The 24,195-nt window shown below is 65.8% G+C and carries 23 protein-coding genes and 2 tRNA genes; 14 read left to right on the plus strand and 11 right to left on the minus strand.

The features are described 5' to 3' along the window. Positions 1–53: 53 nt before the first annotated feature. Positions 54–1,436 carry a transcriptional regulator gene (locus ACWF99_RS24090; RefSeq protein ID WP_452537462.1) on the minus strand — a complete coding sequence of 461 codons (1,383 nt, stop codon included), beginning with the start codon at positions 1,434–1,436 and terminating at the stop codon, positions 54–56. Positions 1,437–1,535: 99 nt separating this feature from the next. Further along, positions 1,536–2,318, minus strand: coding sequence for a hypothetical protein (locus ACWF99_RS24095; RefSeq protein WP_378626283.1), 783 nt, complete (start codon positions 2,316–2,318; stop codon positions 1,536–1,538). Between the two features lie 117 nt (positions 2,319–2,435). On the opposite strand from ACWF99_RS24095, the gene ACWF99_RS24100 reads away from it, so the two are divergent. Together ACWF99_RS24100 and ACWF99_RS24105 are read left to right on the plus strand one after the other, a co-directional pair. Beyond that, positions 2,436–3,248: a hypothetical protein gene (locus ACWF99_RS24100; RefSeq protein ID WP_452537463.1), complete on the plus strand. Its 813-nt coding sequence runs from the start codon at positions 2,436–2,438 to the stop codon at positions 3,246–3,248. A 309-nt stretch (positions 3,249–3,557) separates the two neighbouring features. Then, positions 3,558–4,166 (plus strand): hypothetical protein, encoded by a 609-nt coding sequence (locus tag ACWF99_RS24105; protein WP_452537464.1) that lies wholly within the window; start codon positions 3,558–3,560, stop codon positions 4,164–4,166. Here the strand turns inward: ACWF99_RS24105 and ACWF99_RS24110 are convergent. Then, on the minus strand, positions 4,144–4,788 hold the full coding sequence (locus ACWF99_RS24110; RefSeq protein WP_378655009.1) for a hypothetical protein: 645 nt from the start codon (positions 4,786–4,788) through the stop codon (positions 4,144–4,146). The genes ACWF99_RS24105 and ACWF99_RS24110 overlap by 23 nt on opposite strands. Here ACWF99_RS24110 and ACWF99_RS24115 point away from each other — a divergent pair. Further along, a complete protein-coding gene (locus ACWF99_RS24115; RefSeq protein WP_378626288.1) occupies positions 4,787–5,308 on the plus strand; it encodes an NUDIX hydrolase in 522 nt (173 codons plus the stop codon). The two genes, ACWF99_RS24110 and ACWF99_RS24115, sit on opposite strands and share 2 nt — an antisense overlap. Here ACWF99_RS24115 and ACWF99_RS24120 read toward each other — a convergent pair. Further along, entirely contained in the window at positions 5,298–6,593 is a 1,296-nt protein-coding gene (locus tag ACWF99_RS24120) for a hypothetical protein (RefSeq protein ID WP_452537465.1), read from the minus strand. The genes ACWF99_RS24115 and ACWF99_RS24120 overlap by 11 nt on opposite strands. Before the next feature lie 170 nt (positions 6,594–6,763). Here ACWF99_RS24120 and ACWF99_RS24125 point away from each other — a divergent pair, with 170 nt between their 5' ends. Next, entirely contained in the window at positions 6,764–6,967 is a 204-nt protein-coding gene (locus ACWF99_RS24125) for a cold-shock protein (RefSeq protein WP_378626291.1), read from the plus strand. Positions 6,968–7,081: 114 nt separating this feature from the next. Here the strand turns inward: ACWF99_RS24125 and ACWF99_RS24130 are convergent, their stop codons facing one another. After that, positions 7,082–7,864 carry an MHYT domain-containing protein gene (locus ACWF99_RS24130; protein ID WP_378626292.1) on the minus strand — a complete coding sequence of 261 codons (783 nt, stop codon included), beginning with the start codon at positions 7,862–7,864 and terminating at the stop codon, positions 7,082–7,084. A gap of 418 nt (positions 7,865–8,282) precedes the next feature. On the opposite strand from ACWF99_RS24130, the gene ACWF99_RS24135 reads away from it, so the two are divergent. Beyond that, a complete protein-coding gene (locus ACWF99_RS24135; RefSeq protein ID WP_056812000.1) occupies positions 8,283–8,486 on the plus strand; it encodes a cold-shock protein in 204 nt (67 codons plus the stop codon). A 72-nt stretch (positions 8,487–8,558) separates the two neighbouring features. Here ACWF99_RS24135 and ACWF99_RS24140 read toward each other — a convergent pair whose 3' ends face one another. Then, a complete protein-coding gene (locus tag ACWF99_RS24140; protein WP_378626294.1) occupies positions 8,559–9,362 on the minus strand; it encodes a nucleotidyltransferase domain-containing protein in 804 nt (267 codons plus the stop codon). Positions 9,363–9,497: 135 nt separating this feature from the next. Here ACWF99_RS24140 and serA point away from each other — a divergent pair, with 135 nt between their 5' ends. Both serA and ACWF99_RS24150 read left to right on the plus strand, forming a co-directional pair. Next, the gene (gene serA, locus ACWF99_RS24145) at positions 9,498–11,096 is read left to right on the plus strand and encodes a phosphoglycerate dehydrogenase (protein ID WP_452537466.1); all 1,599 of its coding nucleotides are present in this window, start codon (positions 9,498–9,500) and stop codon (positions 11,094–11,096) included. Between the two features lie 118 nt (positions 11,097–11,214). Continuing rightward, the gene (locus ACWF99_RS24150) at positions 11,215–12,222 is read left to right on the plus strand and encodes a 3-isopropylmalate dehydrogenase (RefSeq protein ID WP_378626298.1); all 1,008 of its coding nucleotides are present in this window, start codon (positions 11,215–11,217) and stop codon (positions 12,220–12,222) included. Between the two features lie 159 nt (positions 12,223–12,381). On the opposite strand, the gene ACWF99_RS24155 is transcribed toward ACWF99_RS24150, so the two are convergent. Next, a complete protein-coding gene (locus tag ACWF99_RS24155) occupies positions 12,382–13,557 on the minus strand; it encodes an MFS transporter (protein WP_378628238.1) in 1,176 nt (391 codons plus the stop codon). Between the two features lie 303 nt (positions 13,558–13,860). On the opposite strand from ACWF99_RS24155, the gene ACWF99_RS24160 reads away from it, so the two are divergent. The 4 genes from ACWF99_RS24160 to ACWF99_RS24175 all read left to right on the plus strand — a co-directional run bounded on the left by ACWF99_RS24160 (position 13,861) and on the right by ACWF99_RS24175 (position 16,493). After that, positions 13,861–14,634, plus strand: coding sequence for a fumarylacetoacetate hydrolase family protein (locus tag ACWF99_RS24160; RefSeq protein ID WP_378626299.1), 774 nt, complete (start codon positions 13,861–13,863; stop codon positions 14,632–14,634). A 20-nt stretch (positions 14,635–14,654) separates the two neighbouring features. Next, on the plus strand, positions 14,655–16,130 hold the full coding sequence (gltX, locus tag ACWF99_RS24165; protein WP_378626301.1) for a glutamate--tRNA ligase: 1,476 nt from the start codon (positions 14,655–14,657) through the stop codon (positions 16,128–16,130). A gap of 191 nt (positions 16,131–16,321) precedes the next feature. After that, positions 16,322–16,393 (plus strand) — tRNA-Gln (locus ACWF99_RS24170). A gap of 27 nt (positions 16,394–16,420) precedes the next feature. Continuing rightward, positions 16,421–16,493 (plus strand) — tRNA-Glu (locus tag ACWF99_RS24175). Positions 16,494–16,544: 51 nt separating this feature from the next. Here the strand turns inward: ACWF99_RS24175 and ACWF99_RS24180 are convergent. Further along, positions 16,545–17,246, minus strand: a complete 702-nt coding sequence (locus tag ACWF99_RS24180) for an IclR family transcriptional regulator (protein ID WP_101466364.1) — start codon at positions 17,244–17,246, stop codon at positions 16,545–16,547. Between the two features lie 63 nt (positions 17,247–17,309). Here ACWF99_RS24180 and leuC point away from each other — a divergent pair, with 63 nt between their 5' ends. The 3 genes from leuC to ACWF99_RS24195 all read left to right on the plus strand — a co-directional run bounded on the left by leuC (position 17,310) and on the right by ACWF99_RS24195 (position 20,185). Then, positions 17,310–18,734, plus strand: a complete 1,425-nt coding sequence (leuC, locus tag ACWF99_RS24185; protein ID WP_364401667.1) for a 3-isopropylmalate dehydratase large subunit — start codon at positions 17,310–17,312, stop codon at positions 18,732–18,734. A 35-nt stretch (positions 18,735–18,769) separates the two neighbouring features. Continuing rightward, a complete protein-coding gene (gene leuD, locus ACWF99_RS24190) occupies positions 18,770–19,378 on the plus strand; it encodes a 3-isopropylmalate dehydratase small subunit (RefSeq protein ID WP_378626302.1) in 609 nt (202 codons plus the stop codon). A gap of 156 nt (positions 19,379–19,534) precedes the next feature. Then, positions 19,535–20,185, plus strand: a complete 651-nt coding sequence (locus ACWF99_RS24195) for an HU family DNA-binding protein (RefSeq protein WP_358105333.1) — start codon at positions 19,535–19,537, stop codon at positions 20,183–20,185. 122 nt (positions 20,186–20,307) lie between these two features. Here the strand turns inward: ACWF99_RS24195 and ACWF99_RS24200 are convergent, their stop codons facing one another. The 3 genes from ACWF99_RS24200 to cofC form a co-directional block, all read right to left on the minus strand. Further along, on the minus strand, positions 20,308–21,255 hold the full coding sequence (locus ACWF99_RS24200) for an NUDIX hydrolase (protein WP_452537467.1): 948 nt from the start codon (positions 21,253–21,255) through the stop codon (positions 20,308–20,310). Continuing rightward, entirely contained in the window at positions 21,252–23,420 is a 2,169-nt protein-coding gene (locus ACWF99_RS24205) for an RNA degradosome polyphosphate kinase (protein WP_452537468.1), read from the minus strand. The genes ACWF99_RS24200 and ACWF99_RS24205 overlap by 4 nt, the downstream gene beginning before the upstream one ends. A 72-nt stretch (positions 23,421–23,492) precedes the next feature. Further along, the gene (gene cofC / locus ACWF99_RS24210; protein WP_452537469.1) at positions 23,493–24,164 is read right to left on the minus strand and encodes a 2-phospho-L-lactate guanylyltransferase; all 672 of its coding nucleotides are present in this window, start codon (positions 24,162–24,164) and stop codon (positions 23,493–23,495) included. Positions 24,165–24,195: the final 31 nt, after the last annotated feature.

Consider the following 24,195-nt stretch of genomic DNA (forward strand, 5'->3'; position numbering starts at 1 on the left):
CCGTGTCATTCCGAACCGCAGCCGGAGCGACGGATCGTTCCTAATGATGCTCATCAGCGCTGGGGCCTGCTCTCAACTGCGGCGGAGAGCCAGTCGAGGCCGCTGCCAGGAATCTTGACCGATCGCTGTGCTTCGATCGCAAGCTGCTCCAGAACCGTATGCACCTGAATGAGTGCGTCGTCGAACGCGTCTTCGTCAAGACTGGAGTTGCCCCGCGCCAAGACAAGGTCTGTAACGGCCTGCTCGAGATCCTTGCACGCCGCAACGACTCGATCGGGCGCGGCAAGACGCTTTTTCCGGAGCATGGCGTCACGACCTGCGATGGTGATCGCATCGTCGAATGCCGCTTGGTACGACAAAATCAGCTTGCTGGCAGCGGTTTTCGTAGGCTCTCCGACCGCGTCGCCGGCAGCTTTGACAGCCTTGGCTCGCAAGAGCTTGTCAGTGATCGCGCGGGCTGTCGTCACATCGGCACTGGGTGCTCTCGTGCTACGATCCAGGCCAGGAATTGCGACAGCGGCCACGGTGCCCGGCTCGGTCTGACCGAATTCCTCGATCAATCCTTTGTCGAGATATCGCTCCTGGAAATCCGACCCGACGAACCGGACGTCGGTCTTTGAGTATTCCAGCACGATCGCGGCGAGCCGAGACTCCTTGAGTAACTCCGCTCGTCGAGGGTTCTTCTTGTGCTCTTCGCGGTACACGCGGTAGAGCTCGGCAAGCTTCTCCTTGGACTCTTCGAAGTCCATGAGCCGCATCGACTCGCTGTCAGGCGTCCGGCTGCGTTCGATGCAATTCTGAAGCTCGGCCAGGACCCAAAAGTCCCGCTCACATACTGCTGTGGTCGTATGAAATGCCTTTGCGATGACCGATATTGGGCGATGAAGCTGGTCGCGCTGTTCTTCCAGCGCGAGCAGGTGGTTGATATACGAGTAGTCGCGGCGTTTGTCGCGCCGCAGCTGCAGAGAGACCTCGACGGCGTTGATGTCGTCCCATGTGCACGAGGCCGGCAGCACCCCGACGCGCATGCTGGTTGCTTTTGAGCCCCCGCGCAACGCAGCGCAACGGGTATTTCCGTTGACCAGAATGCCTTCGCGGGTGATCAGGCCGGGTTCAATTTGACCGAATTCCTCGAGGTGATCTGCCAGCTTGCCGAAGTCAGGGTCAGGCAGCGTCGGGTCTGCAGGTCGGCATGTCAGCAGATGCTTGAGGTAGTTCTGGCTCTCCTGACTCCACGGATCAGCCGACAGCGCTGCGTCACGAACCTGATCCAGGCTGCGCTGCGCACGAATCCGATGCGTACCGGGGTTGTAGTAGAGCGTGTTGAGCGGCATGTCGATGACCTGGACATGAAGGGGGGCATCGCGCCACTCCAGAGTCAGTGTCTCGGCGACGCTCCCGTTGCGGTCGAGATCCTCGAGTCGCTGTGCAACCATCGTCCGAACAGCGTCCGCCGTGGGGGGAACGCCTAAATTTGTGAACATATTCGTGCGGTCTCTTTCGATCGAACTGTGCGGACTCGGGCTACGGTGCAACTACGTCAATTGGTCCCGGACCTCATCCCGGGATTCCGCCGGAAGTGTCCTGTACAGGGCCCAAAGGTCCTCGGCCTCGCTGAAGCCGCGCGCATCGCGCTCGATCCACTGGCTCAGCATTTTTTTCTCATAGACCGTCAGCTTATCGACTCTATCCAGTACATCCGCGAGGTCCACGATCGAATCCCGGCCCCCGATACGGCACCGACTGCACTCGATGAGCAGTTGCACCTTAGTTTCGCCATTGGGCAGTTTCACCGCGCGCCGGGCAACGTCGAGCTGCGACGGGACGTAGGTGCCGGCATAGTTCTCACCCGGGCCGATGCCGCAGGAGCGGCATTTGCGTCCGTCCCGCACCATCAGCTCGTGCCGTTCGGCCGCCGTGACGCTGGCACCTGCAGGTCGCGTCGCCTTGCCCGGTTCCCACACGGCTGCACCTTGTTCGACAAACCGCTGTTCGTGCGGACCCAGGGATGCGTCTTCGCGGTTGGTGTCGATCCGCCAGCCGAAGTCGCGAAGGTCCCGCATCCGCCGGTCGATCTGGGACGTAGCCGGAAACGCATCCCTCAGCTGACTCTTTGTGAAGAGTTCACCGACCCCGATCTCCTGCACCAACCACAGCGCGCAGGCTTTCATGGTTCCGAGCTTCGGGTCATCCCAGGCAGGCATGTCCATCAGGAATCTTCCTCTCGTGTCGATGTGCCAGGAACCACTGAGCCGGATCGGTTCAGTGGTTCCCGGCGACATCAACTGAACAGCAAAACTCCGTCCGCGGAAAGTCATGTGCTGTCCTGACTTTTCAGACCCGGCAGAGCCGGAAGTCAGGACACTCGGCCCGTTTACCTGGGGTGTTCAACCAGGCACAATTGGTTCGATCGTGTGCCGGATGCTTGGGGGCGAGTGGAATTGATCGTGTGTTCGCGCTACGAGTTCGACAGGGCCTGGTCAGCCAGCCAAGCCCGGTTCTATTTCGAAGTTCGCAAGCTGATGTGTTGCACCCGCTTGTCTCACCGCAGGTTTGCCAGTGGAGCCAATATCAGCAAAGACGCAGTGTTCAGGCTCCTGAAGGGCCAGCATAAGCACGGTCCGAGGGTGTCGACGCTGGAGGAGTTCTACGACTTCGCCAAGTCGGCGATCGATGGAGACTTGGATGTCATCGCGCGGAAGGACTTCCTCGACCTTCGGCAGGGTTTCGCTGGCGCACCAGACGGGCAAACCCGCTCCGCAGTGCAGAAAGCTGCGGTCGCATGCCCGCAATGCGGGACACCAGCTCCTGCCGAGCTTTCTGAAACCGCTGGCCCGGGCCCAGAGCCAGTAGATGCTGTGTCGGGAGTGGTTGCGCCGGTCCCCCTGGCGCATGGGGACCGGCGCATCGGTTCCGGCCTTGTGATCGATATTGCGTGGCCGAGTGGACCGGTGCTGTGGCCGCCGGCAACTGATCTTGCGGGCTACCTCACCGCTGGCCAGCTAGAGAAATCGAACCGTCTCATTCATCATGTCGCTACGGAAGCCGATCCGGACGAGGCGGCAAGCGCGGTGATTGCCTGCCGCGATCTCGATCTGCCGGATGCGGTTGACGCAATTATCAACTACGCCGGGCTGCGGGACGAGCGAGAAGTGCTCCAGATCCTCCGTCCACTACTTCGGCATGAACGACACGTTGATGCCGAAGCGCTGCTGGACCGGGTGCTGGATGCTGTGGATGGTGTGTAAGGGGCAGCGCACTGGGCCGACGTCGTATAGCCCGAGCGCCGGCAGGAAGCATCTCGGTCGTTGATCAACGGCGCCGTACCTTGCTCCACGAGCCGCAGGTAGTTGTGCAACAACTCTGAGACAGTGCCACGAGCGTTGATCGCGCGGTATTCGGTCTCGCAGTATCGATGGCACGGTTTATCTGGGCAATCCGGGTGAGACGAGGCAGAACATCGCTCATTCGCCCCAGCTCATACGTGAGCGTCCTGGATCCAGTAGTGCCTGACTGGATCTCTGGTGCGCCGACGGGCTTGCCTGCACACTGGATGTATGAATGCTGTTGTGCAGCAAGTGATTACCGTTGCTGGCGTACTACTCGGAGCGGGGGCGACGTTTGCGGGGGCGGCGTTGACCGAGCGGTCGAAGTGGCAGCGGACTCAGCGCAGCCGATGGGATGACCGGCGGCTCGTTGCGTACAGCGAGTTCGCTCACTCGCTGAAGCATTTTGCGGTGGTGTCGCAGCGGATGGTCGCGGGGAGGGGGTTTCCGCAAGCAGGGCAACCGCTTTCGACAGAGGAAGGTGCGCAGCTCCTGGCCGAGGCCGAGTCCGAGAAGACGCTGAAGTGGGAGATGGTGTTGCTGCTCGGATCGCCCGAAGCTGTTGCTGCTGCCCGTCTGTGGAACAAGGCGGTGTGGGAGCTCAGTCTCGTAGCGATGGGTCGCGAGATGGGGCATGACGACTACCTGCGCGCCTATGAGGCGGCAGGTCATAAGCGGAATGCCTTCTACGAATGCGCTCGAAAAGACCTGGGGGTTCGCAGTGGTGAACTCCCATTCGGGGACGGGCCGTGGTTGCCGCAGAACGTGTTGGCCGCGCCGCCGGCTGATGAAGAGATCACCGGGCCCGTTCCGGGGATCAGTTCGTCTGGCGGACTTTGATGGCGTCTCGGGAGATGTAGACGTCGTATTCGCCGGGGGTGGCGATGGTGGCGTTGCCGTACGCGGAGCGGATGAAAGGGCTGGTGTACCAGCGGTTTTTGTTCATGTCTTCGAAGAAGTCGCGGTCGCCGCCGTTGAGGAAGGTCTGGTCTTGGGTGGGGGATTTGCCGTCGAGGCGCTGGCCGTACAGGCGGCTGAGTTTGTAGCCGGAGTGGAAGCCGAGGGCGTTGACCCACGGTTCGAGTTCGACGATGTTGGACTGTAGGGCGAACATGTCGCCCTCGATGCGATGGGTTGTCGGCTCACTCGCGTTTCCGTCTTCGTCGAACTGGGTGAGGACGAGATCGAGTTGGTGTTCTTGGCCGGCAACGGGTTTGGCGACTACGTGGGCGGCCTTGATCTCGCCGGTGAGGCCGAGATAGGTCTGCAGGAGGGTGGCGATCCAGAGTAGGAGGACCGCGACAAGCAGGAGGGCGGCGCCGGGGACCGCGCGGCCGAGAACGGCTTTGGGGCCGCGACGGCGGGTGGCGGCCAGTGCGGCCATGACCAGTAGGGCGACTGCGAGGGCGATCAATGCCAGGAGACCGACCTGGGCGAACCCGAAGGAAACCGGGAAACTCATGATGTGGGTATACCCCGAAAACATCTGCAACAGCGGCGGTCTCGAAGTTCTTGGGTGGGCAATTCGATCAGGAGGGGTGACAGTGGAGAAGTACCGGGTGCTCGTGGGGGTTCATCTGGTGTTGGTCGACGCACGGGGGCGGGTGCTGTTGGGGCGCAGGGTGAACACGGGGTTCGGTGATGGGTTGTTCCATGTGCCCGCGGGACATCTGGAGGCCGGTGAGTCGGCGGTGGGCGGGTTGATCAGGGAGGCTCGCGAGGAGGTGGGGGTCGAGATCGACGCTGGGGACGTGGAATTCGCGCATGTGCTGTACAGCGACGAGCGGGTCCAGATGTTCTTCACCGTACGACGCTGGACAGGCGCGGTCACCAACCGGGAGCCCGAAAAATGTTCGGAACTGACATGGTTCGAGCCAGAAAGCTTGCCTGAGGAGATCGTCGACTACTGCCGGGTCGGCATCGGCAAGGTGATGACAGGGGAAGCGTTCTCGGAATACGGCTGGGATTCGCCTAGGGGCTGACGATTTCCGCGGGCTCGGAGCGCAGGCGCATCAGGGCCAGAACGGCGATCGCGCAGCCGAGGGCCACGGCGATCGCGACCGCGCCGGGGCCGATCCCGCGGTCGACGTCGGTGGTGCGGTACCAGGACGACGAATAGGCGAGGTGACCGAAGTCGGTGTCGCTCAGGGCGACACCGATCGAGGGCACGAACAGGATCGCCAGGCCGACGGTCCCGGACGTGGGGCTTTGTGGAACCGCCGTGCCGAGGCAATACCCGGCGACCGAGCCGAGGGCGAGACATCCGAGGGCCGCGGTGAGTGTGGCGGGTGGGGAGAAGATGTCGGCGGCCAGGACGAGGCAGGCCAGGGCGAGCACACTCGTCGCGGCTACCAGCGGACGCGGTGTGCGGATGCCGATCAGTAGGCCGGCGGCGGTGGCGGCGAGGGTGGCGAGATCGACCCAGCCGGAGCGCGGCAGTGTGATGACGAGGCTGCCCGCCACCGAGAAACTGCTCATCAGCAGGACAAGGATCCCGTCGCGTCCCGGCAGGATCATCGCGGCGGCGACCGCGGCCGCGATGGCGACGACCGAGGCGACGATCAGATAGGGGGCGCTGGTCTTGTGGGATGCCACGGCGAGCGCGGTGATGATGGTCGTCGTGTAGGCGACGACGGCGGAGAACACCGGCGCCAGCGGAATGGCGGTTTCGGTGGTCCAGCGGGGCGTGGCCACGGTGGTGAGCGCGAAGTACGCGAGCGCGAGCACGCTGGCGGCGATGAACCACAGGGGCAGTGCGCCGCCGAGCGCACCGCTGAAACCGTCGGAGTTCGGGTCGGTGGGCGACTGGGTGAGGTCGCCCAGGATGGTGCCGCCGAGCGTGCCGAACAGATAGACGGTGCGCAGGAGCGGTTCGTTCCAGACCGCGACCGCGAGCGCGCCGATGACAGCCCCCGCCAGTAGTGCGTCGATGAAGTTCAGGGTGGGCAGCGACAGAACGTCGAGGTGGCCATCGGCGCTGTCCGGGATCAGCGCGAGATGGTTCACCAAGATGCCGACCAGGGCGATCAGCGCGGTCCAGCGGGCCGTTCGCACGCTGCCGATCGCCACCGTGACGGCGGCGGTGATCACCGCGATGAACGCCGCACCGGTCATCGCCCGCGGAACGTTGAACACCAGCAGGTCGACGTGCAGCGATTCCGCCAACGACGCGAAACTGATCGGCAACATGATCGCGAGCGCCGCCACCGAGGTGGCGACGAAGATCGTGACGGTTTCGGCCGCGCAGCGAACGGTCGAAGGCTGCACCGAATCCCCGTTCTCGCGGCTGACCCGGTCCGGTCGGACCGTGTCCGGAGCATATCCACTTCGGCACCGGGCGATCGGCTCCTCGAATCGAATGCCGGTCGTGTCGCGGGCACCGGCATGCGACGATTAGCGAATCAGGTTGGCAGGCACAGGAGTCGGAAGGTCGGTGGATGCCGAGCGGGATCGTCACCTGGTTCGACAGCGGCAAGGGATTCGGATTCATCACTCCCGACGCCGGCGGACCCGACGTGTTCGTCGAATACACCGCGCTGGCTGGTGCGGGCTTCCGTACGCTGCGCGACGGTCAGCGCGTGGAATACACCGTCACCGAGACCCGGCGCGGACCCGAAGCGCACGATGTGCGGGCCGGGTGATCAGAAGACAGCCACCCGCGTAGGCGGCGAGTCCCGTTGCCGCCAGTGAGACGACCGCGCTCAGGATCAGCAGCTGATCGGTGAGGCGGTGCGGCCGGCGAGGTCCGACAGGTTTCAGTTCTGGCCGCTGGGCCAGAAGCGGCTCGCGCGTTGACCGTGGACGGGGCGGGTGAGGTTGGGGTCCTCGGCTTCGGTGATGCCGACCTGCATCAGCAGGATCATGGTCACCATGCTGATGCCGATGATCAGGGGTGTGAGCAGCTGGGCCGCGGTGGCGCCGCTGGCATGGGCCACGTGAGCGCTGGTGTGCGCGCTCATCGAGAACATGCCGGTGTAGTGCATGCCGGTGACGGCCACGCCCATCAGCAGGGCCGCGCCCATGGTGGCGACGATGCCGTGGATGTGCAGGGCGAACCACAGCGCCGCGATCGAAGCCACCACCGCGATGGCGAGCGACGCGGCGACCACGACGGGGTCGTAGATGATCTCGGCGTCGGTTTTCATCGCGTACATGCCCGCGTAGTGCATGGCCCCGACGCCGAGCCCGGTGATCGTGCCGCCGACCGGTAATGCGGCGCTGTCCCAGCTGCGGCGCACCACGATGGACAATCCGAGCCACACCACACCCATGGCGACGGCGGCGCTGAACAAGGTGACGGGAACGTTGTAACGGATGGTCACGCCGCGTACCGAAAAACCGAGCATCGCGATGAAATGCATGACCCAGATACCGGTGCCACCGAGTGCGATCGCGGCCGCTGTGAGCCAACCGCCGTGCATGCCGGAAGCGCGCGAGCGAACCATGCAACGCAGCGCCAGCATCGACCCGACGACCGACATGACATAGGCCAGCACGGGGGTCACCCAGCCGTAAGTGAAATGGTTGATATCCAGCACCGTCTACTCCTAGCGTGATTTCTCGGCGAGGCGTGCGATCCCTCACGATCTCGGAAAATACGCTGGTAGAGAATTTGCCGTACTGGGTTTCTCGAAAATGTCTAGGGTTGCTGACGATGACATGTCCCTATTGCGTAGAGCGCTCGATGGTGAAGCGTTCCAGTCGGTTTGGTGTGCGCTCCCAGCTAATCCGGCATCCGCGGAGCAACTACCTCGGCATACGGCGAGCATCCACCCCGAAACCGGGCCGCGTCACGTCCCTGCCAGCGGCTGCTGGCAGGATCTGGGGGTTGCCTTCCTCACAGTTCGCACACTTTGCACTGTGCGATGTGGCCGAATTCGTCGGATCATGGCATGGTGGACACCGAGACCAGGGCCGGACTATTAGGACCTAGCTCATCTACAGAAGGTTTTTGAAATGGCACAGGGTGTTGTTAAGTGGTTCAACGGCGAAAAGGGCTTCGGCTTCATCGCCCAAGACGGAGGCGGCCCGGACGTCTTCGTTCACTACTCCGCGATCGGCGGCTCCGGCTTCAAGTCCCTCGAAGAGGGCCAGCGCGTGGAGTTCGAGGTCGGTCAGGGTCAGAAGGGCCCCCAGGCTCAGGACGTTCGCGCCATCTGATTCTGCGCTGACCAGCGTACGAATGTGAAGCTCCGCACCAGTTGGTGCGGAGTTTCTGCTATCCGGGGGTAGTCACCGCAGCGCCTCGGCGCGGAAGAACTCGCCGGTGACGGCCATCGATGCGGTGAGATCACGTGGCCCGCGGGCGCTGAATTCCGTGGTGGCCCTGTCGAATTCGGCGTCGATGAACGCCGTGATCAGCGCCGGCGGGGCGGCCGAACCCATCTCTCTCGTCTTCGACTTGAGATCGGTCAGTTCGGTGATCGCAGCCACCAGGTCGACCGGCAACTCGCACTCGGCGAGCAGCGTCGGCAGGTGCATCGGCGCCACCGCGGCACCCGGGTGCTCACGCAACCAGCGCAGCGCCATCGCGGGCCGCAGCGCGTAGAACACCTTCTTCAAACCGCCGTTGCGCTCGAACAGCGCCCACTGGCGCGCGCCCAGGTGCAGGTAGTGCCGAGCGATCCGGTCGCGATCGGCCACCTCCCTCGCGACCTCGCGCAGCCGGGTGCGAAACGCCGCGTCGCCGCGGTAGACGATCGGCGACATCAACCATTCGACGAGCACGGCGTTGCCCGCCACCAGCAGGCGCAGCGCCTTCGCCAGATCCCAGCCGTTCACGTCGAGCAGCCCGATCAGCGGCGTTTCGATCACGTCGCGGGTGCGCCAGGGGGACAGGTAGGTCTCCAGGCCGGCCACATAGACGAAACGGCAGTCGTAGTCGGAGTCGGGCGAGGGGAAACCCCAAGCACGGCTGCCGCTTTCGATCGCCAGACGGATGGACACAGTGTGCTCGGCAGCCACCCGATCGAGCTCTGCGTCGACGGCGGCCACCACGGCCGGGTCCATCGATTCGGGGACGGTGCGCAAGGACATGAGGCGATCGTAGAGCGGCGGGCGCCCAGGGTTCACCCGGTTTTCGGGCAGGGGGGTAAGGGCAGCCGAAGTCCGGGCGACTATCCTGGTCGGCGGTAACTGCCGACCCCCTTTCTTCCCCAGGAGTACCCCACAGTGAGCCAAGCAGGCCGTCCTGTAGTTCTGATCGCCGACAAGCTCGCCCAGTCGACCGTCGACGCACTCGGTGACGGTGTCGAGGTTCGCTGGGTCGACGGACCCGACCGCCCGGCGCTGCTCGCCGCGGTCCCCGACGCCGACGCACTGCTCGTGCGCTCCGCCACCACCGTCGACGCCGAAGTGCTCGACGCGGGCAAGAAGCTGCAGATCGTCGCCCGTGCCGGCGTCGGCCTCGACAACGTCGACGTGCCCGCCGCCACCGAGCGTGGCGTGATGGTCGTCAACGCGCCGACCTCCAACATCCACACCGCCGCCGAGCACGCCGTCACCCTGCTGCTCGCCGCCGCGCGCCAGATCCCGGCCGCCGACGCGACCCTGCGGGAGAAGACCTGGGCGCGCAGCAAGTTCAACGGCGTCGAGATCTTCGGCAAGACCGTCGGCGTGATCGGCCTCGGCCGCATCGGGCAGCTGTTCGCGCAGCGTCTGGCCGCTTTCGAGACCAAGATCGTCGCCTACGACCCCTACACCTCGCCCGCTCGCGCCGCCCAGCTCGGCATCGAGCTGCTGAGCCTGGAGGAGGTGCTCGAGCGCGCCGACTTCATCTCCATCCACCTGCCGAAGACGCCCGAGACCAAGGGCATGCTCAACGCCGAGACCCTCGCCAAGACCAAGCCGGGCGTCATCATCGTCAACGCCGCCCGCGGCGGGCTGATCGACGAGCAGGCGCTCGCCGACGCCATCAAGTCCGGCCACGTGCGTGCCGCCGGGCTGGACGTGTTCGAGACCGAGCCGTGCACCGACTCGCCGCTGTTCGACCTCCCGCAGGTCGTCGTGACGCCGCACCTCGGCGCCTCCACCTCGGAAGCCCAGGACCGCGCGGGCACCGACGTCGCCAAGTCGGTGCTGCTGTCGCTGGCCGGTGAGTTCGTGCCGGGCGCGGTGAACGTCACCGGTGGCGCCGTGAACGACGAGGTCGCCCCCTGGCTGGACGTCGTGCGCAAGCAGGGCGCGCTGCTGGGCGCCATCGCCAGCGAGCTGCCCGTCAGTGTCGAGGTGCAGGTTCGCGGCGAGCTGTCCGCACAGGACGTCGCCGTGCTGGAGCTGTCCGCGCTGCGCGGTGTGTTCTCGGCACTGGTCGAGGACCAGGTCACCTTCGTCAACGCGCCGGCGCTGGCCAAGGACCGTGGCATCACCGCCACCGTCACCACCGCCTCGGAGAGCCCGACCCACCGCAGCGTTGTCGACCTGCGCGCCGTGTTCGGCGACGGTTCGACCCTGAACGTGGCAGGCACCCTGACCGAGCCCAACCTGGTCGAGAAGATCGTCAACATCAACGGCCGCAACTACGACATGCGCGCCGAGGGCCTGAACCTGGCCGTGCTGAACTACAGCGACAAGCCGGGCGCGCTGGGCAAGATCGGCACCCTGCTGGGCGAGGCCGAGATCGACATCCTGGCCGCGCAGCTGAGCCAGGACGTGGATGCCGAAGGCGCCACCGTGGTGCTGCGTGTCAACGCCGAGGTGTCCGCCGAGGTGCAGACCGCGATCGCCGAGGCCGTCGGCGCGTCCAAGGTCGTCCTCGTAGACCTGGCCTGAGTTGTTCGTCCCGGTACAGCCGGGACATCGGCAGCTGCGCGCCGTCACCTCACGGTGGCGGCGCGCACCTGTATCCCGGCGCGGCACGGTCCGCCCCGACTTCGAACGGAGCTAGTTCATGAAACTCGCAGTAATCGCCGGTGACGGCATCGGCCCCGAGGTCATCGCCGAGGCGCTCAAGGTGCTCGACGTCGTGGTGCCCGGTGTGGACAAGACCGAGTACGACCTGGGCGCCGCGCGCTACCACCGCACCGGGGAGATCCTGCCGGAGTCGGTGCTGCCCGAGCTCAAGCAGCACGACGCGATTCTGCTCGGCGCGATCGGCGATCCGTCGGTACCCAGCGGCGTGCTCGAGCGTGGACTGCTGCTCAAGACCCGTTTCGCGCTGGATCACCACGTGAACCTGCGTCCGTCGAAGCTGCACGCGGGTGTCACCAGCCCCCTGTCGGGCAACCCGGATATCGACTTCGTGGTCGTGCGCGAGGGCACCGAGGGCCCGTACACCGGCACCGGCGGCGCGATCCGCGTCGGCACTCCGCACGAGGTGGCGACCGAGGTCTCCAACAACACCCGCTTCGGCATCGAGCGCGTGGTGCGCTACGCCTTCGCGACCGCGCAGGCCCGTCGTAAGCACCTCACCCTGGTGCACAAGAACAACGTGCTCGCCTTCGCCGGTTCGCTGTGGCAGCGCACCGTCGACGAGGTCGCGGTCGAGTTCCCCGACGTGACCACGGCGTACCAGCACATCGACGCCGCCACCATCCACATGGTGACCGACCCGGGCCGCTTCGACGTGATCGTCACCGACAACCTGTTCGGCGACATCATCACCGACCTCGCCGCCGCCGTCAGCGGCGGCATCGGTCTGGCCGCCTCGGGCAATATCGACGCCTCGGGTGTGAACCCGTCGATGTTCGAGCCGGTCCACGGCAGTGCCCCCGATATCGCGGGTCAGTCCAAGGCCGATCCGACCGCCGCCATCCTCTCGGTCTCGTTGCTGCTCAACCACCTCGGTAACACCGAGGGCGCGGCGCGCATCGAATCCGCCGTCGCCAAGGACCTGGCCTCGCGCACCGGCACCGCGTCCACCGTGGAGGTCGGCGACCGCATCGCGGCCATCGTCTGATCCCACCACACGCGAAAGGCTCGCTCCGGCTGAATGCCGGAGCGAGCCTTTGTCATTGCTGGGTGCTGATCGAATGATGTTCGGCGAGTGGTGGTACCGGTATTCGCTCCTGCCGGAACGCGATTCGCGGGTCGTGCGGGGAACCAACCGGTCGTACAGCTACTTTCGTGAGTCGCGGGGTACCAAGGGCACCGCCGCCACTGCGGCGAGCGCCGCCAACGCGTACACCACGGGGAAACCGGTCGCCGTGATCACCGCACCGAAAAGTGGTGGGACGGCGGCTATCGCGAGGTTCTGGCCGGTGTTCTGGATGCCGAGGCCTCGACCGCTCCAGAAGGGGCCGGCGATCTCGGCCACGGCGGTGAACGCCAAACCGTTGTCGGACACCGAGATCACCGAAGCCGCGACCATCAACGGGACGGCGGCCCACCACCAGTCGGTCCAGGCGGTGACGGTCAGGGCGGCCATGGCGAGGGCGGCGGCGATGGCCACCTGACGCAGGGGACCCAGGCGGGAGCCGACTCGGTCCGACCAGGCTCCCGCGCCGATTCTGCCTGCGGCGCCGAGGAATTGGGTGGCGGTCATCACGGCGCCCGCCGCGGCCAGTGACCAACCCAGATCGACGTGGAGCCACAGCAGGCCGAAGGTCCACAGGGTGGCCTGGGGGACGACCAGCAGGATCGAGACGCCGTGGATGCGCCACAGGGTGGAGTCGCCGCGATAGGGATTGGCGCGGTCGGCGGCCTTCGCGGCCGGTCGTGGTGGGTCGATGATGCCGACCAGGCAGCCGATCGCGGCGACGCCGGCCATCAACGCGGGCACCAACAGCGCTGCGGGGATGCCGTGGTGCGCGGCCACCCACGGAATGGTGAGCGCGCCGATGCCGACGCCCAGTGGCTGCGCGGTCTGGCGAATACCCATGGCCAGGCCACGCCGGTCCGGCGGGAACCAGCCGACGATCACCCGGCCACTGGCGCCGTTCGAGCTGGCGGCGCCGATACCTCCCACGAACAGCAGCGCCCCGAACGCGACCGGGTTGTCCACCACGGCCGCGGCGACGCCCGCCACGAACATCAGCAGGGTCCCCGCCACCAGCACGATGCGTTCGCCGATCCGGTCGACCACGTACCCCCAGGCGATCAGGGTGCAGACCAGACCTACGGTCGGTAATGCCACCAGGGCCCCGGCGGACGCGAGTGAATCGCCGCGAGCGGTGAGCGCGGGCAGCAGGAACGGGGTGCCGTGGATGAAGATCGAACTCGAGGTCTGCGCGAAGACACCGAGGGCGAGCATCATCCAGCGTCTGCCGTCACCGATCCGCGTCACTGGGGCCATCGGCCGCGCGTCTGTCACGATTCTCACCTCGCCGGATTGCACGATTGCATCTCATTATCTGAGATTGATGTCTCATTGTTTGAACATCGATGATCACGCTACACCGATGACCCGTGGAATTTCCGCACCGGCGAGGTGTCTGACGGGTCACATCGGCGCGCGCGCGAATCCCGCACGCGGGCAGCGGCTTCGAATCACATCGGTGTGAGCTTGCCCGCACTTGCCCCGAGCGGCTATCGAGCGGCCGGTGTCGCATCACGGGTGCGTTCGGGCAGGTAGCCCCGTCTCGATAGACTCCGGGGCATGCGCTTAGGTCGAGTTGCCAGTCCCGATGGAGTCGCTTTCGTCAGCATCGAGGGCGACGGAAGCGATGCCGTCGCCAAGGAGATCGCCGAACATCCGTTCGGCTCGCCGACGTTCACCGGACGGAGCTGGCCGCTGGCCGATATCCGCCTGCTGGCACCGATCCTGGCGAGCAAAGTGATCTGCATCGGGAAGAACTACGCCGCCCACGCGGCCGAAATGGGCGGTGCGGCGCCGGTGGACCCGGTGATCTTCATCAAGCCGAACACCTCGATCATCGGCCCGAACGCATCGATCATCCTGCCGCCCAGCTCTTCTCAGGTCGACTACGAGGGCGAGCTGGCCGTGGTGATCGGCCGTCCGTGCAAGGACGTGGCCGCTGCCAAGGCGTCCGAGGTGATCCTCGGCTACACCATCGCCAACGACGTCACCGCTCGTGACCAGCAGCGCCACGACGGCCAGTGGACCAGGGCCAAGGGCTACGACACGTTCTGCCCGCTCGGCCCGTGGATCGAAACCGCGCTGGATCCAAGCGATCTGGAGATCGTCACCGAGGTCGACGGCGAGGTCCGTCAGCGCAGCCGCACGTCGCTGTTCCTGCACGATATTCCGAAGATCATCGAATGGATCAGCTCGGTGATGACCCTGCTGCCCGGTGACGTGATCCTCACCGGCACACCGGAAGGCGTCGGTCCGCTACAGGCCGGGCAGAACGTGTCGGTCACCGTCGAGGGCATCGGCACCCTCACCAACCCTGTTGCCACCAAGCGCTGAGACCAGCGGAGAAGAGAGTCATGACTGAAGTACGGGTCCGTTTCTGCCCGTCGCCGACCGGCACGCCGCACGTCGGCCTGGTGCGCACGGCGCTGTTCAACTGGGCGTTCGCGCGCCACCACGGCGGCAAATTCGTGTTCCGCATCGAGGACACCGACGCCGCCCGCGATTCCGAGGATTCCTACCGCGCGCTGCTCGACGCGCTGCGCTGGCTGGGGCTCATCTGGGACGAGGGCCCCGAGGTCGGTGGACCCTACGAGCCCTACCGGCAGTCGCTGCGCCGCGATCAGCATCTGGACGTGGTGCGCCGGTTGCTCGAGGCCGGTGAGGCCTATGAGGCATTCTCGACGCCGGAGGAAGTCGAGGCCCGTCACCGTGCCGTCGGCCGCGACCCGAAACTCGGTTACGACAATTTCGATCGCGATCTCAGCGCCGAGCAGATCGCGGCGTACAAAGCCGAGGGTCGCCCCGCCGTGGTCCGTTTGCGGATGCCCGACGAAGATCTCGGATGGAATGATCTCGTTCGCGGCGAAACCACCTTCAAAGCCGGCACCGTCCCCGATTTCGCCCTCACCCGTGGCAATGGTGACCCGCTCTACACGTTGGTGAATCCGGTCGACGACGCGATGATGCGGATCACCCATGTGTTGCGGGGTGAGGATCTGCTCTCCTCGACACCACGTCAGCTCGCGCTGTATGCCGCGCTGCAGCGTATCGGGGTTGCCGAGTTCACGCCCGAGTTCGGTCATCTGCCGTTCGTGATGGGTCAGGGCAACAAGAAACTGTCCAAGCGCGACCCGGAATCGAATCTGTTTCTGCATCGGGACCGCGGATTCATCCCCGAGGGTTTGCTGAATTACCTCGCCCTGCTCGGCTGGAGCATCGGTGAGGACCGCGATGTGTTCTCCATGCTGGAAATGGTCGCGGCTTTCGATATCTCCTCGGTGAATTCGAATCCGGCTCGCTTCGATCAGAAGAAGGCCGACGCTATCAACGCCGAGCAGATTCGCCTTCTCGAGCCGGGCGATTTCGGTCACCGTCTGCGTGAGTTCCTCACCGCGAAGGGCCACATCGGGGCCGAAGTCGACGAGAAGACCTTCCTGGTCGCCGCCGAACTCGTGCAGACCCGCATCGTGGTGCTCGGGGACGCGTGGGACCTGCTGAAGTTCCTGTTCGTCGCTCCCGCGGAGTTCGCGATCGACCAGGCGGCGGGCACCAAGAATCTCGGCGCCGAGGCCGACCCCGTGCTCGACGCCGCGATCGCCGCTGTGGAGCCGCTGGGCGAGTGGACCACCCCGGCACTGGAGGAGGCGCTGAAAAAGGCGCTGATCGACGATCTGGGGCTCAAGCCGCGTAAGGCCTTCGCGCCGGTGCGGGTCGCGGTGACGGGCTCGCACATCAGCCCGCCGCTGTACGAGTCGATGGAATTGCTGGGTCGCGAGGCTTCGCTCGATCGACTGCGCGCCGCCCGTGGTTGGGTCCCTGCCGCGCAGTAGCTGTGGGAGCGGGTGCGGCCCGTGCGTCGCATCCGCTCCAGCAGGGTCGAAAACGGCCGAAAAGCTGCTTCTGACCAGGCGATTTGTAGTTTACCCCCTAGTGTTTGGTAATCTTCTCATCGCCGCGGAACACGGCCTCGCAACACCGACAACCACTCGGTGGGGATTGCAAGGTCGGGCGTTTCGGTCTTTGGGGTATGGTGTAATTGGCAACACAGCTGTTTCTGGTACAGCCATTCTAGGTTCGAGTCCTGGTACCCCAGCAAGGTTTCACTCTGTGAGATCGTCCTGGCCCCGTCGTCTAGCGGCCTAGGACGCCGCCCTCTCAAGGCGGTAGCGCGGGTTCGAATCCCGTCGGGGCTACAAAGCAAAGTAAGGCCCCCGGTCGAATCCGACCGGGGGCCTTCTTCGTTTCTACAATCGCTTGTGCAGTGCCTCGGCGGCCGCGACCAGATCCGCGGCCCAGCGCGCGCCCGGCCTACGGCCCATGCGATCGATCGGCCCCGAGACCGACACGGCGGCCACGATCACCCCGCCCGCATCGCGCACCGGCGCCGACACGCTCGCCACCCCCTGTGCGCGCTCGGCGGCACTCTGCGCCCAGCCGCGCTTGCGCACCTCGGCCAGTGCCCGGTCGCCGAACACCGCGTCGGCCAGGACCGTGCGCTGCAACTCGGGATCGGCCCACGCCAGCAACACCTTCGCCGCCGAACCCGCGGTGAGCGGTAGTCGCGAACCGACCGGCACCGTGTCACGCAGGCCGACGGGCGGCTCCAGCGCGGCGACGCAGACTCGGGCGTGACCGTCGCGGCAGTAGAGCTGGACGCTCTCGCCGGTGATCTCGCGCAGGCGGGGCAGAATGGCACCGGCGGCTTCCACCAGTGGATCGGCCGCCCCTGCCGACAACTCGGTGAGCGCGGGCCCCGGCCGCCACAGTCCGTTGCCGTCACGGGCCAGCAGCCGGTGCGTCTCCAGCCCGACCGCCAGCCGATGCGCGGTGGCGCGTGGCAGGCCGGTGCGGGTGCACAGGTCGTTGAGACCGCAGGGCTCGTCGGCGACGGCGTAGAGCACCGCCACGGCTTTGTCGAGAACACCGATACCGCTATGCTGTCTCATAGAACGATACTAACGTCTCAAATGCTGAGATACCAAGTATGCCCGTCGAAAGGTGATCAAGCTATGGCCGAGCGCGCTCGCACACTGGCCGAGAAGGTGTGGGAACAGCACGTCGTCGTCACTGGCGAAGGCGATGGTTCCTCCCGCGAACCCGACCTGATCTACATCGATCTGCACCTCGTGCACGAGGTGACCAGTCCGCAGGCCTTCGACGGGCTACGCGCGGCGGGCCGTCCGGTACGCAGAACCGATCTCACCATCGCCACCGAGGACCACAACGTCCCCACCGCCGATATCGACAAGCCGATCGCCGACCCGATCTCGCGCACCCAGGTGGAGACGCTGCGCCGCAACTGCGCCGAATTCGGCGTGCGCCTGCACTCCATGGGCGACGCGGAGCAGGGCATCGTGCACGTGGTCGGTCCGCAGCTGGGTCTCACCCAGCCGGGCATGACCGTCGTCTGCGGCGACAGCCACACCTCCACCCACGGCGCGTTCGGCGCGCTGGCGATGGGCATCGGCACCAGTGAGGTCGAGCACGTGCTCGCCACCCAGACGCTGTCGCTGCGCCCGTTCAAGACGATGGCGATCACCGTCGACGGTGAATTGGCGCCGGGCGTCACGAGCAAGGACCTGATCCTGGCCGTGATCGCCGAGATCGGCACGGGCGGCGGCCAGGGCTATGTGCTGGAGTACCGCGGCGAGGCGATCCGCAAGCTGTCGATGGAAGCGCGGATGACGATCTGCAACATGTCCATCGAAGCGGGCGCACGCGCCGGCATGATCGGCCCCGACGAGGTGACCTACGAATTCCTGAAGGGCCGCCCGCACGCACCGCAGGGAGCCGACTGGGATGCCGCAGTGGCCTCCTGGGACGCGCTGGTCACCGACGAAGGCGCGCAGTTCGACGCCGAGGTCCACATCGACGCGAACACGCTCACCCCGTTCGTCACCTGGGGCACCAACCCCGGCCAGGGCCTGCCGCTGGGCGCGAATGTGCCCGACCCGGCCCAGATCGCCGACGAGAACGAGCGCGAATCCGCCGAGAAGGCCTTGCGCTACATGGACCTGACGCCGGGAATGCCGCTGCGTGAGGTGAGCGTCGACACCGTATTCGTCGGCTCGTGCACCAACGGCCGGATCGAAGATTTGCGCGCGGTGGCCGATGTTTTGAAGGGACGCCAGGTCGCCGAGGGCGTGCGAATGCTGGTTGTGCCTGGCTCTATGCGGGTGCGCGCGCAGGCGGAAAAAGAAGGACTCGGCGAGATTTTCACCGCCGCGGGCGCGGAATGGCGTCAGGCGGGCTGCTCGATGTGCCTGGGTATGAATCCCGATCAGCTCGAACCCGGCCAGCGCTGCGCGTCGACCTCGAACCGCAATTTCGAGGGCAGGCAGGGCAAGGGCGGTCGCACGCACCTGGTCTCGCCGCTGGTCGCGGCCGCCACGGCGGTCCGTGGAACCCTGTCCTCGCCTGCCGATCTGGCCTGAGTCACCGATCACCTACAGATCGAAAGGGAATCGTTATGGAAGCCTTCACCGTTCACAAAGGCATCGGCGTACCGCTGCGCCGGTCCAATGTCGACACCGATCAGATCATCCCCGCCGTTTACCTGAAGCGCGTGACCCGAACGGGTTTCGAGGACGGCTTGTTCGCCGGTTGGCGTGCCGATCCGGAGTTCATTCTCAACACCGAGCCGTACACCCGGGGCAGCGTGCTGGTGGCGGGCCCGGATTTCGGTACCGGTTCTTCGCGTGAGCACGCTGTGTGGGCGCTGTCGGACTACGGCTTTCGGGTGGTCATCTCGTCGCGTTTCGCGGACATCTTCCGTGGAAATGCGGGCAAGGGCGGCCTGTTGGCCGCGCAGATGTCACAGAACGATGTCGAAATGCTCTGGAAGCTGATCGAGGAACAGCCCGGCATCGAATTGGTTGTCGACCTGTCCGCGCGCACCGTCACAGCGGGAACCGTCGTGTTGCCGTTCGATATTGACGACTACACCCGGTGGCGTCTGCTGGAGGGTTTGGACGATGTCGGCCTCACGCTGCGCCGCGCCGACGAGATCAGCGAGTTCGAAAAGGGAAGGCCGTCATGGAAACCCGTGACGCTGCCGGAGCCTATTTCACGGGCGTAATCAGCTGGGGCGCTTAGGGGCGCATCCGGGGCGGCGGTAGCTGGACGTGTGCTAAACCACATGAATTTTGGCGTGGCACATAGACTCTTGCTCAAACTGGGTTTACCGTGGTACCTAGTCGGTCCGACGACGGGCCATTAGTCTGCGGAGGATTCAATGAACAAGGCGGAACTGATCGACGTTCTGACCGAAAAGTTGGGTACGGACAGGCGGACGGCAACCGCGGCTGTCGAGAATGTTGTCGACACCATCGTCCGTGCCGTGCACAAGGGTCAAAGCGTCACCATCACCGGATTCGGTGTGTTCGAACAGCGCAAGCGTGCTCCCCGGGTCGCCCGTAACCCGCGTACCGGTGAAACCGTGAAGGTGAAGGCCACGTCGGTGCCTGCCTTCCGGCCGGGCGCGCAGTTCAAGGCAGTCATCGCGGGTAAGCAGAAGCTGGCCTCGTCCGGGCCTGCCGTCAAGCGGGGCGTGAATGCCCCGGTGGCGGCGAAGAAGGCGGCAGCCAAGAAGACCGCGGCGAAGAAGACCGCGGCCAAGAAGGCCACGCCGTCCAAGGGTCCGGCCAAGACCACGGCCCGCAAGGCCGCCACCAAGGCACCTGCCGCCAAGAAGACCACAGCGGCAAAGAAAGTGACGGCGGCCAAGAAGGCGCCCGCCAAGAAGGTGACGGCGGCCAAGAAGGCTCCTGCCAAGAAGGTGACGGCGGCCAAGACCACGGCCGCCAAGAAGACCACCGCTGCGAAGAAGGCTCCTGCCGCCAAGAAGACTGCTGCTAAGAAGACTGCCGCCCGTCGTGCTCGTTGATCCTGCCGCAGCGGGATCAGGTCGGGGAATGTGTACGTAGGCCGCATCACCCACCACTGGACCGAGAACGGCCCCGGGAATCCCGGGGCCGTTTCGGCTGTTTCCGAGGCGGTGCCGGTGACTCAGGTCGTCACGATTGCCGTCGACAACGAACGGTCCATATGGTCCGCCGCGACCAATCGGTCCGCGACGAACGACAATGCCCAGACGCTGCCCTTGCGATTGCGCGCCGAGGGCAGCGTGAGCCCGCCCTGCTCGGCCAGCCACTGGGTGAGATCGGGAATCACCCCGCCCTGACTACACACGACCGGTACCCCCCGATCTGTTACCAACGACAGAAATCGTTGCCGCGCCGCGCTTTTCGCTGAATCGTAACCTTGCTCGGAAAACATTGGCTCGCAATTGATTTCGGCATCGAGCTGTTCTGCCAACGGGGTCACGGTTTGGATGCAGCGCAGGGGATCGGCGGAATAGATCTCGGATGCGCCGAACGCCAACAGATTCGGCGTCAATCCCTTCGCCTGCTGTTCCCCGGCGGCCTCGAGTGGCCGTAACTCGTCGGGTCCGTCGTAGCGGTTGCGCTTGCCCGCCTTGGCGTGGCGCACCAGCAGCACCGTGTTGGTGCGGGCGGGCAGCCGGGCGAAGATCCGCACGATCTGGCGATCCATCGGATACGACAACTGGTCCATCACCTGGGCCAGCGGGAACCACCGCATCTGGTCGACTTCGTTGTTGACGGCGAAATCGCCGTCGGCTGCCTCTGCGGCCCAGTAGTCGACCCGCTTGAGCTGGCGGTGCCCCGGGATCGGGTAGGTGACATGGCCGAGATAGCGCCCCAGCGTGGCCGGCAGGCCCGTTTCCTCGGCTACCTCGCGCACGGCCGCGACCACCGGGGTCTCGCCGGGATCGAGCTTGCCCTTCGGCAGCGACCAGTCGCCGTATTTCGGCCGGTGGATCACGCCAATCTCCGGGCCGAGCGCGCCCGCACGCCACAGGACCGCCCCCGCGGCATGGATATTGGGCCGTACACGCGGGTCACGCAACGACGCGTCCTTGCTCTGTGCGCTCACGGCTGATCGGGGCGACGCCGACGCATGAGGAAGGCCTGGTGATCACGCACCTGGTCGGCCTCGACATCGGTCGGACTGGCCTGCCAGGTGCCGTCCGGCAGCAGGATCCAGCAGCGGGTCGCCGGATCGAGCGCCGAATCGAACACCTGCGCGAGCTGAGCGACGAGTTTGGGATCCTTCACCTGCACCATCACTTCGACGCGGCGGTCGAGATTGCGGTGCATCATGTCGGCGCTGCCGATCCAGGTCTGCTCCTGCGCACCGAATTCCATGACCCGGGAATGCTCGAGGAACCGGCCGAGGATCGACCGCACCTCGATGTTCTCGCTCAGACCCGGCACACCCGCGCGCAGGCCGCAGATGCCGCGCACCACGATCTGCACCGGCACACCCGCCTGGGAGGCCCGGTAGAGCGCGTCGATGATCTGCTCGTCGACGATCGCGTTGGCCTTGATCCGGATCCGGGCGGCCGCACCCTGTCCGGCCAGTTCGATCTCGCGATCGATCCGCTCGATGATGCCCGCGCGCACGCCCAGCGGCGCGACCATCAGGTTGCGGTAGTCCTCCTTGCGGGAGTAGCCGGTCAGCGAATTGAACAGGTCGGTGAGATCGGCGCCGATCTCCGGTGCGGCGGTGAACAACCCCACGTCCTCGTACAGGCGCGCGGTCTTCGGGTTGTAGTTGCCGGTGCCGATGTGGCAGTAGCGCCGGATCGTGGAACCCTCGCGGCGCACTACCAGGCAGGTCTTGCAGTGGGTCTTCAGGCCGACCAGGCCGTAGACCACGTGCACGCCCGCCTGTTCCAGCTCGCGCGCCCATTTGATGTTGGCCTGCTCGTCGAAGCGGGCCTTGATCTCGACCAGCGCGACGACCTGCTTGCCCGCCTCGGCGGCCTCGATCAGGGAATTGATGATGGGGGAGTCACCGGAGGTGCGGTAGAGCGTCTGCTTGATCGCCAGTACCTGGGGGTCGGCCGCGGCCTGTTCGATGAAGCGCTGCACGCTGGTGGAGAAGGAGTCGTAGGGGTGGTGCACCAGCACATCGCCCTCGCGGAGCGCGGCGAAGACGTTGCGCGGGGTCTCGCGCTCGCCGAAGGCCGCCGGAGTGGCCGGAACATACGGCGCGTCCTTGAGTTCGGGGCGGTCGACACCGTAGACCTGCCACAGGCAGGACAGGTCGAGCAGGCCGGGCACCTGGATCACATCGGCGGGGTCGACCTCGAGCTCACGTAACAGCAGCTCGAGCATGTGCTCGGTCATGTCGTCGGAGACCTCGAGGCGCACCGGCTTGCCGAAGCGGCGGCGGGCGAGTTCTCGCTCCATCGCCTGCAGCAGATCTTCGTCGCGGTCCTCGTCGACCTCGAAATCGGCGTTGCGGGTGATCCGGAACGAATGCGTCTCCACCACGGTCAGACCGGGGAACAGCAGGTCGAGGTGGGCGGCGATGAGGTCTTCCATCGGCAGGAACGCCGCGATCGCCGACGGCGCGCCGGTGCGGCGCACGCGCACGAAACGGTCGACGTTGTCGGGCACCTTCACGCGGGCGAAGTGCTCGCCGCCGGTGCCGGTATCGCGCACGGTCACGGCCAGATTCAGGCTCAGGCCGGAGATGTAGGGGAACGGGTGCGCCGGGTCGACGGCGAGGGGTGTGAGGACCGGGAACACCTGGTCGGTGAAGTAGTTCGACAGGCGTTGGCGCTCATCGTCGTCGAGGTCGCTCCAGCCGATGATGTCGATGCCCTCGACGGCCAGCGCCGGGTTCACCGCGTCGATGAAGACCTTCGCGTGCCGCTCGGCGAGCTCCTGGGCACGGGCGGTGATCATCTCCAGCTGTTCCGACGGTGAGCGACCATCGGCCGAGCGCACCGACAGGCCGGTCTCGGCACGGCGTTTCAAGCCGGCCACACGCACCATGTAGAACTCGTCGAGGTTCGACGCGAAGATCGCGAGGAATTTGGCTCGCTCCAGCAACGGCAACGAGGCGTCCTCGGCCAGGGCCAGGACACGGGCATTGAAGTCGAGCCAGCTCAACTCGCGGTTGAGGTAGCGATCTCTGGGCAACCGCTGCGTGCTCGCGTCACCGCCCGAGGCGAGGGCGGCCGCAGGTGGCGGGGAAATCGGGGGCAGCTGCTTGATGGTTTCCGTATCGCTCACGAGATCAATCATCCCTCGAGGAACGGGCGGCGCGCATCACGACATTGCACGATTCGTTCCGACCGGTCCGATTGTGGCGATCAGCTAGCACACGGTGCGAACGGGATCACTTCTGTGCGATGAGAATCCGAATTCACGCAGGGTCGATGTGGTGAATTCGCCGACGCCGAGCGTGCGGACGAGCTCGAGATCCTCGGGGGTGTCGACATCGCAGCGCAGGCCGGGCCAGTGCCCGAGCAGCGGCACGGCACCGTCGTCGCGGTGTGCGCGCGCGGAATCGGCGCCGAAGCGGGGCGACAGCGGTGCGGTGGTGTCGCGGATCAGCAATGCGGCGGTGCCGGTACCGGTGTGATCGATCACCACCGATCGCGCGCTGACGGCGACGGCGAGCACGTCGGCCAGTTCGGACGGGCGAAGAGCGGGCAGATCCGCCTGCAGCGCGAGCAGCGCGGTGGGTCCGTGGCGATCGCGTACATCGGCGGCGCCCGCCGCGAGCGCGGTGTTGAGCGGGTCGGCACCGGCCGGTGGCTCATCGATCACGTGCGCGCCGAGCTCGTGCGCGCGGGCGGCGACCAGCGGATCGGGAGTGACCACGGTCAGCGACAACAGCTCGGGCACCGCGGTGGCGGCAACGGCGGTGTCGGTGAACATGGCGAGCACGAGCTGGGCCCGCTGCTCGGTGCTCAGCACGTTCGCCAGCCTGCTCTTGGCCCGGCCGATGTGTTTGACCGCCATCACGGCGTGCACGGTGTGCATGGTTCCGATCCTTGCATGGCATATTGGGCTG

Source organism: Nocardia sp. NPDC055002 (genome assembly GCF_053608825.1).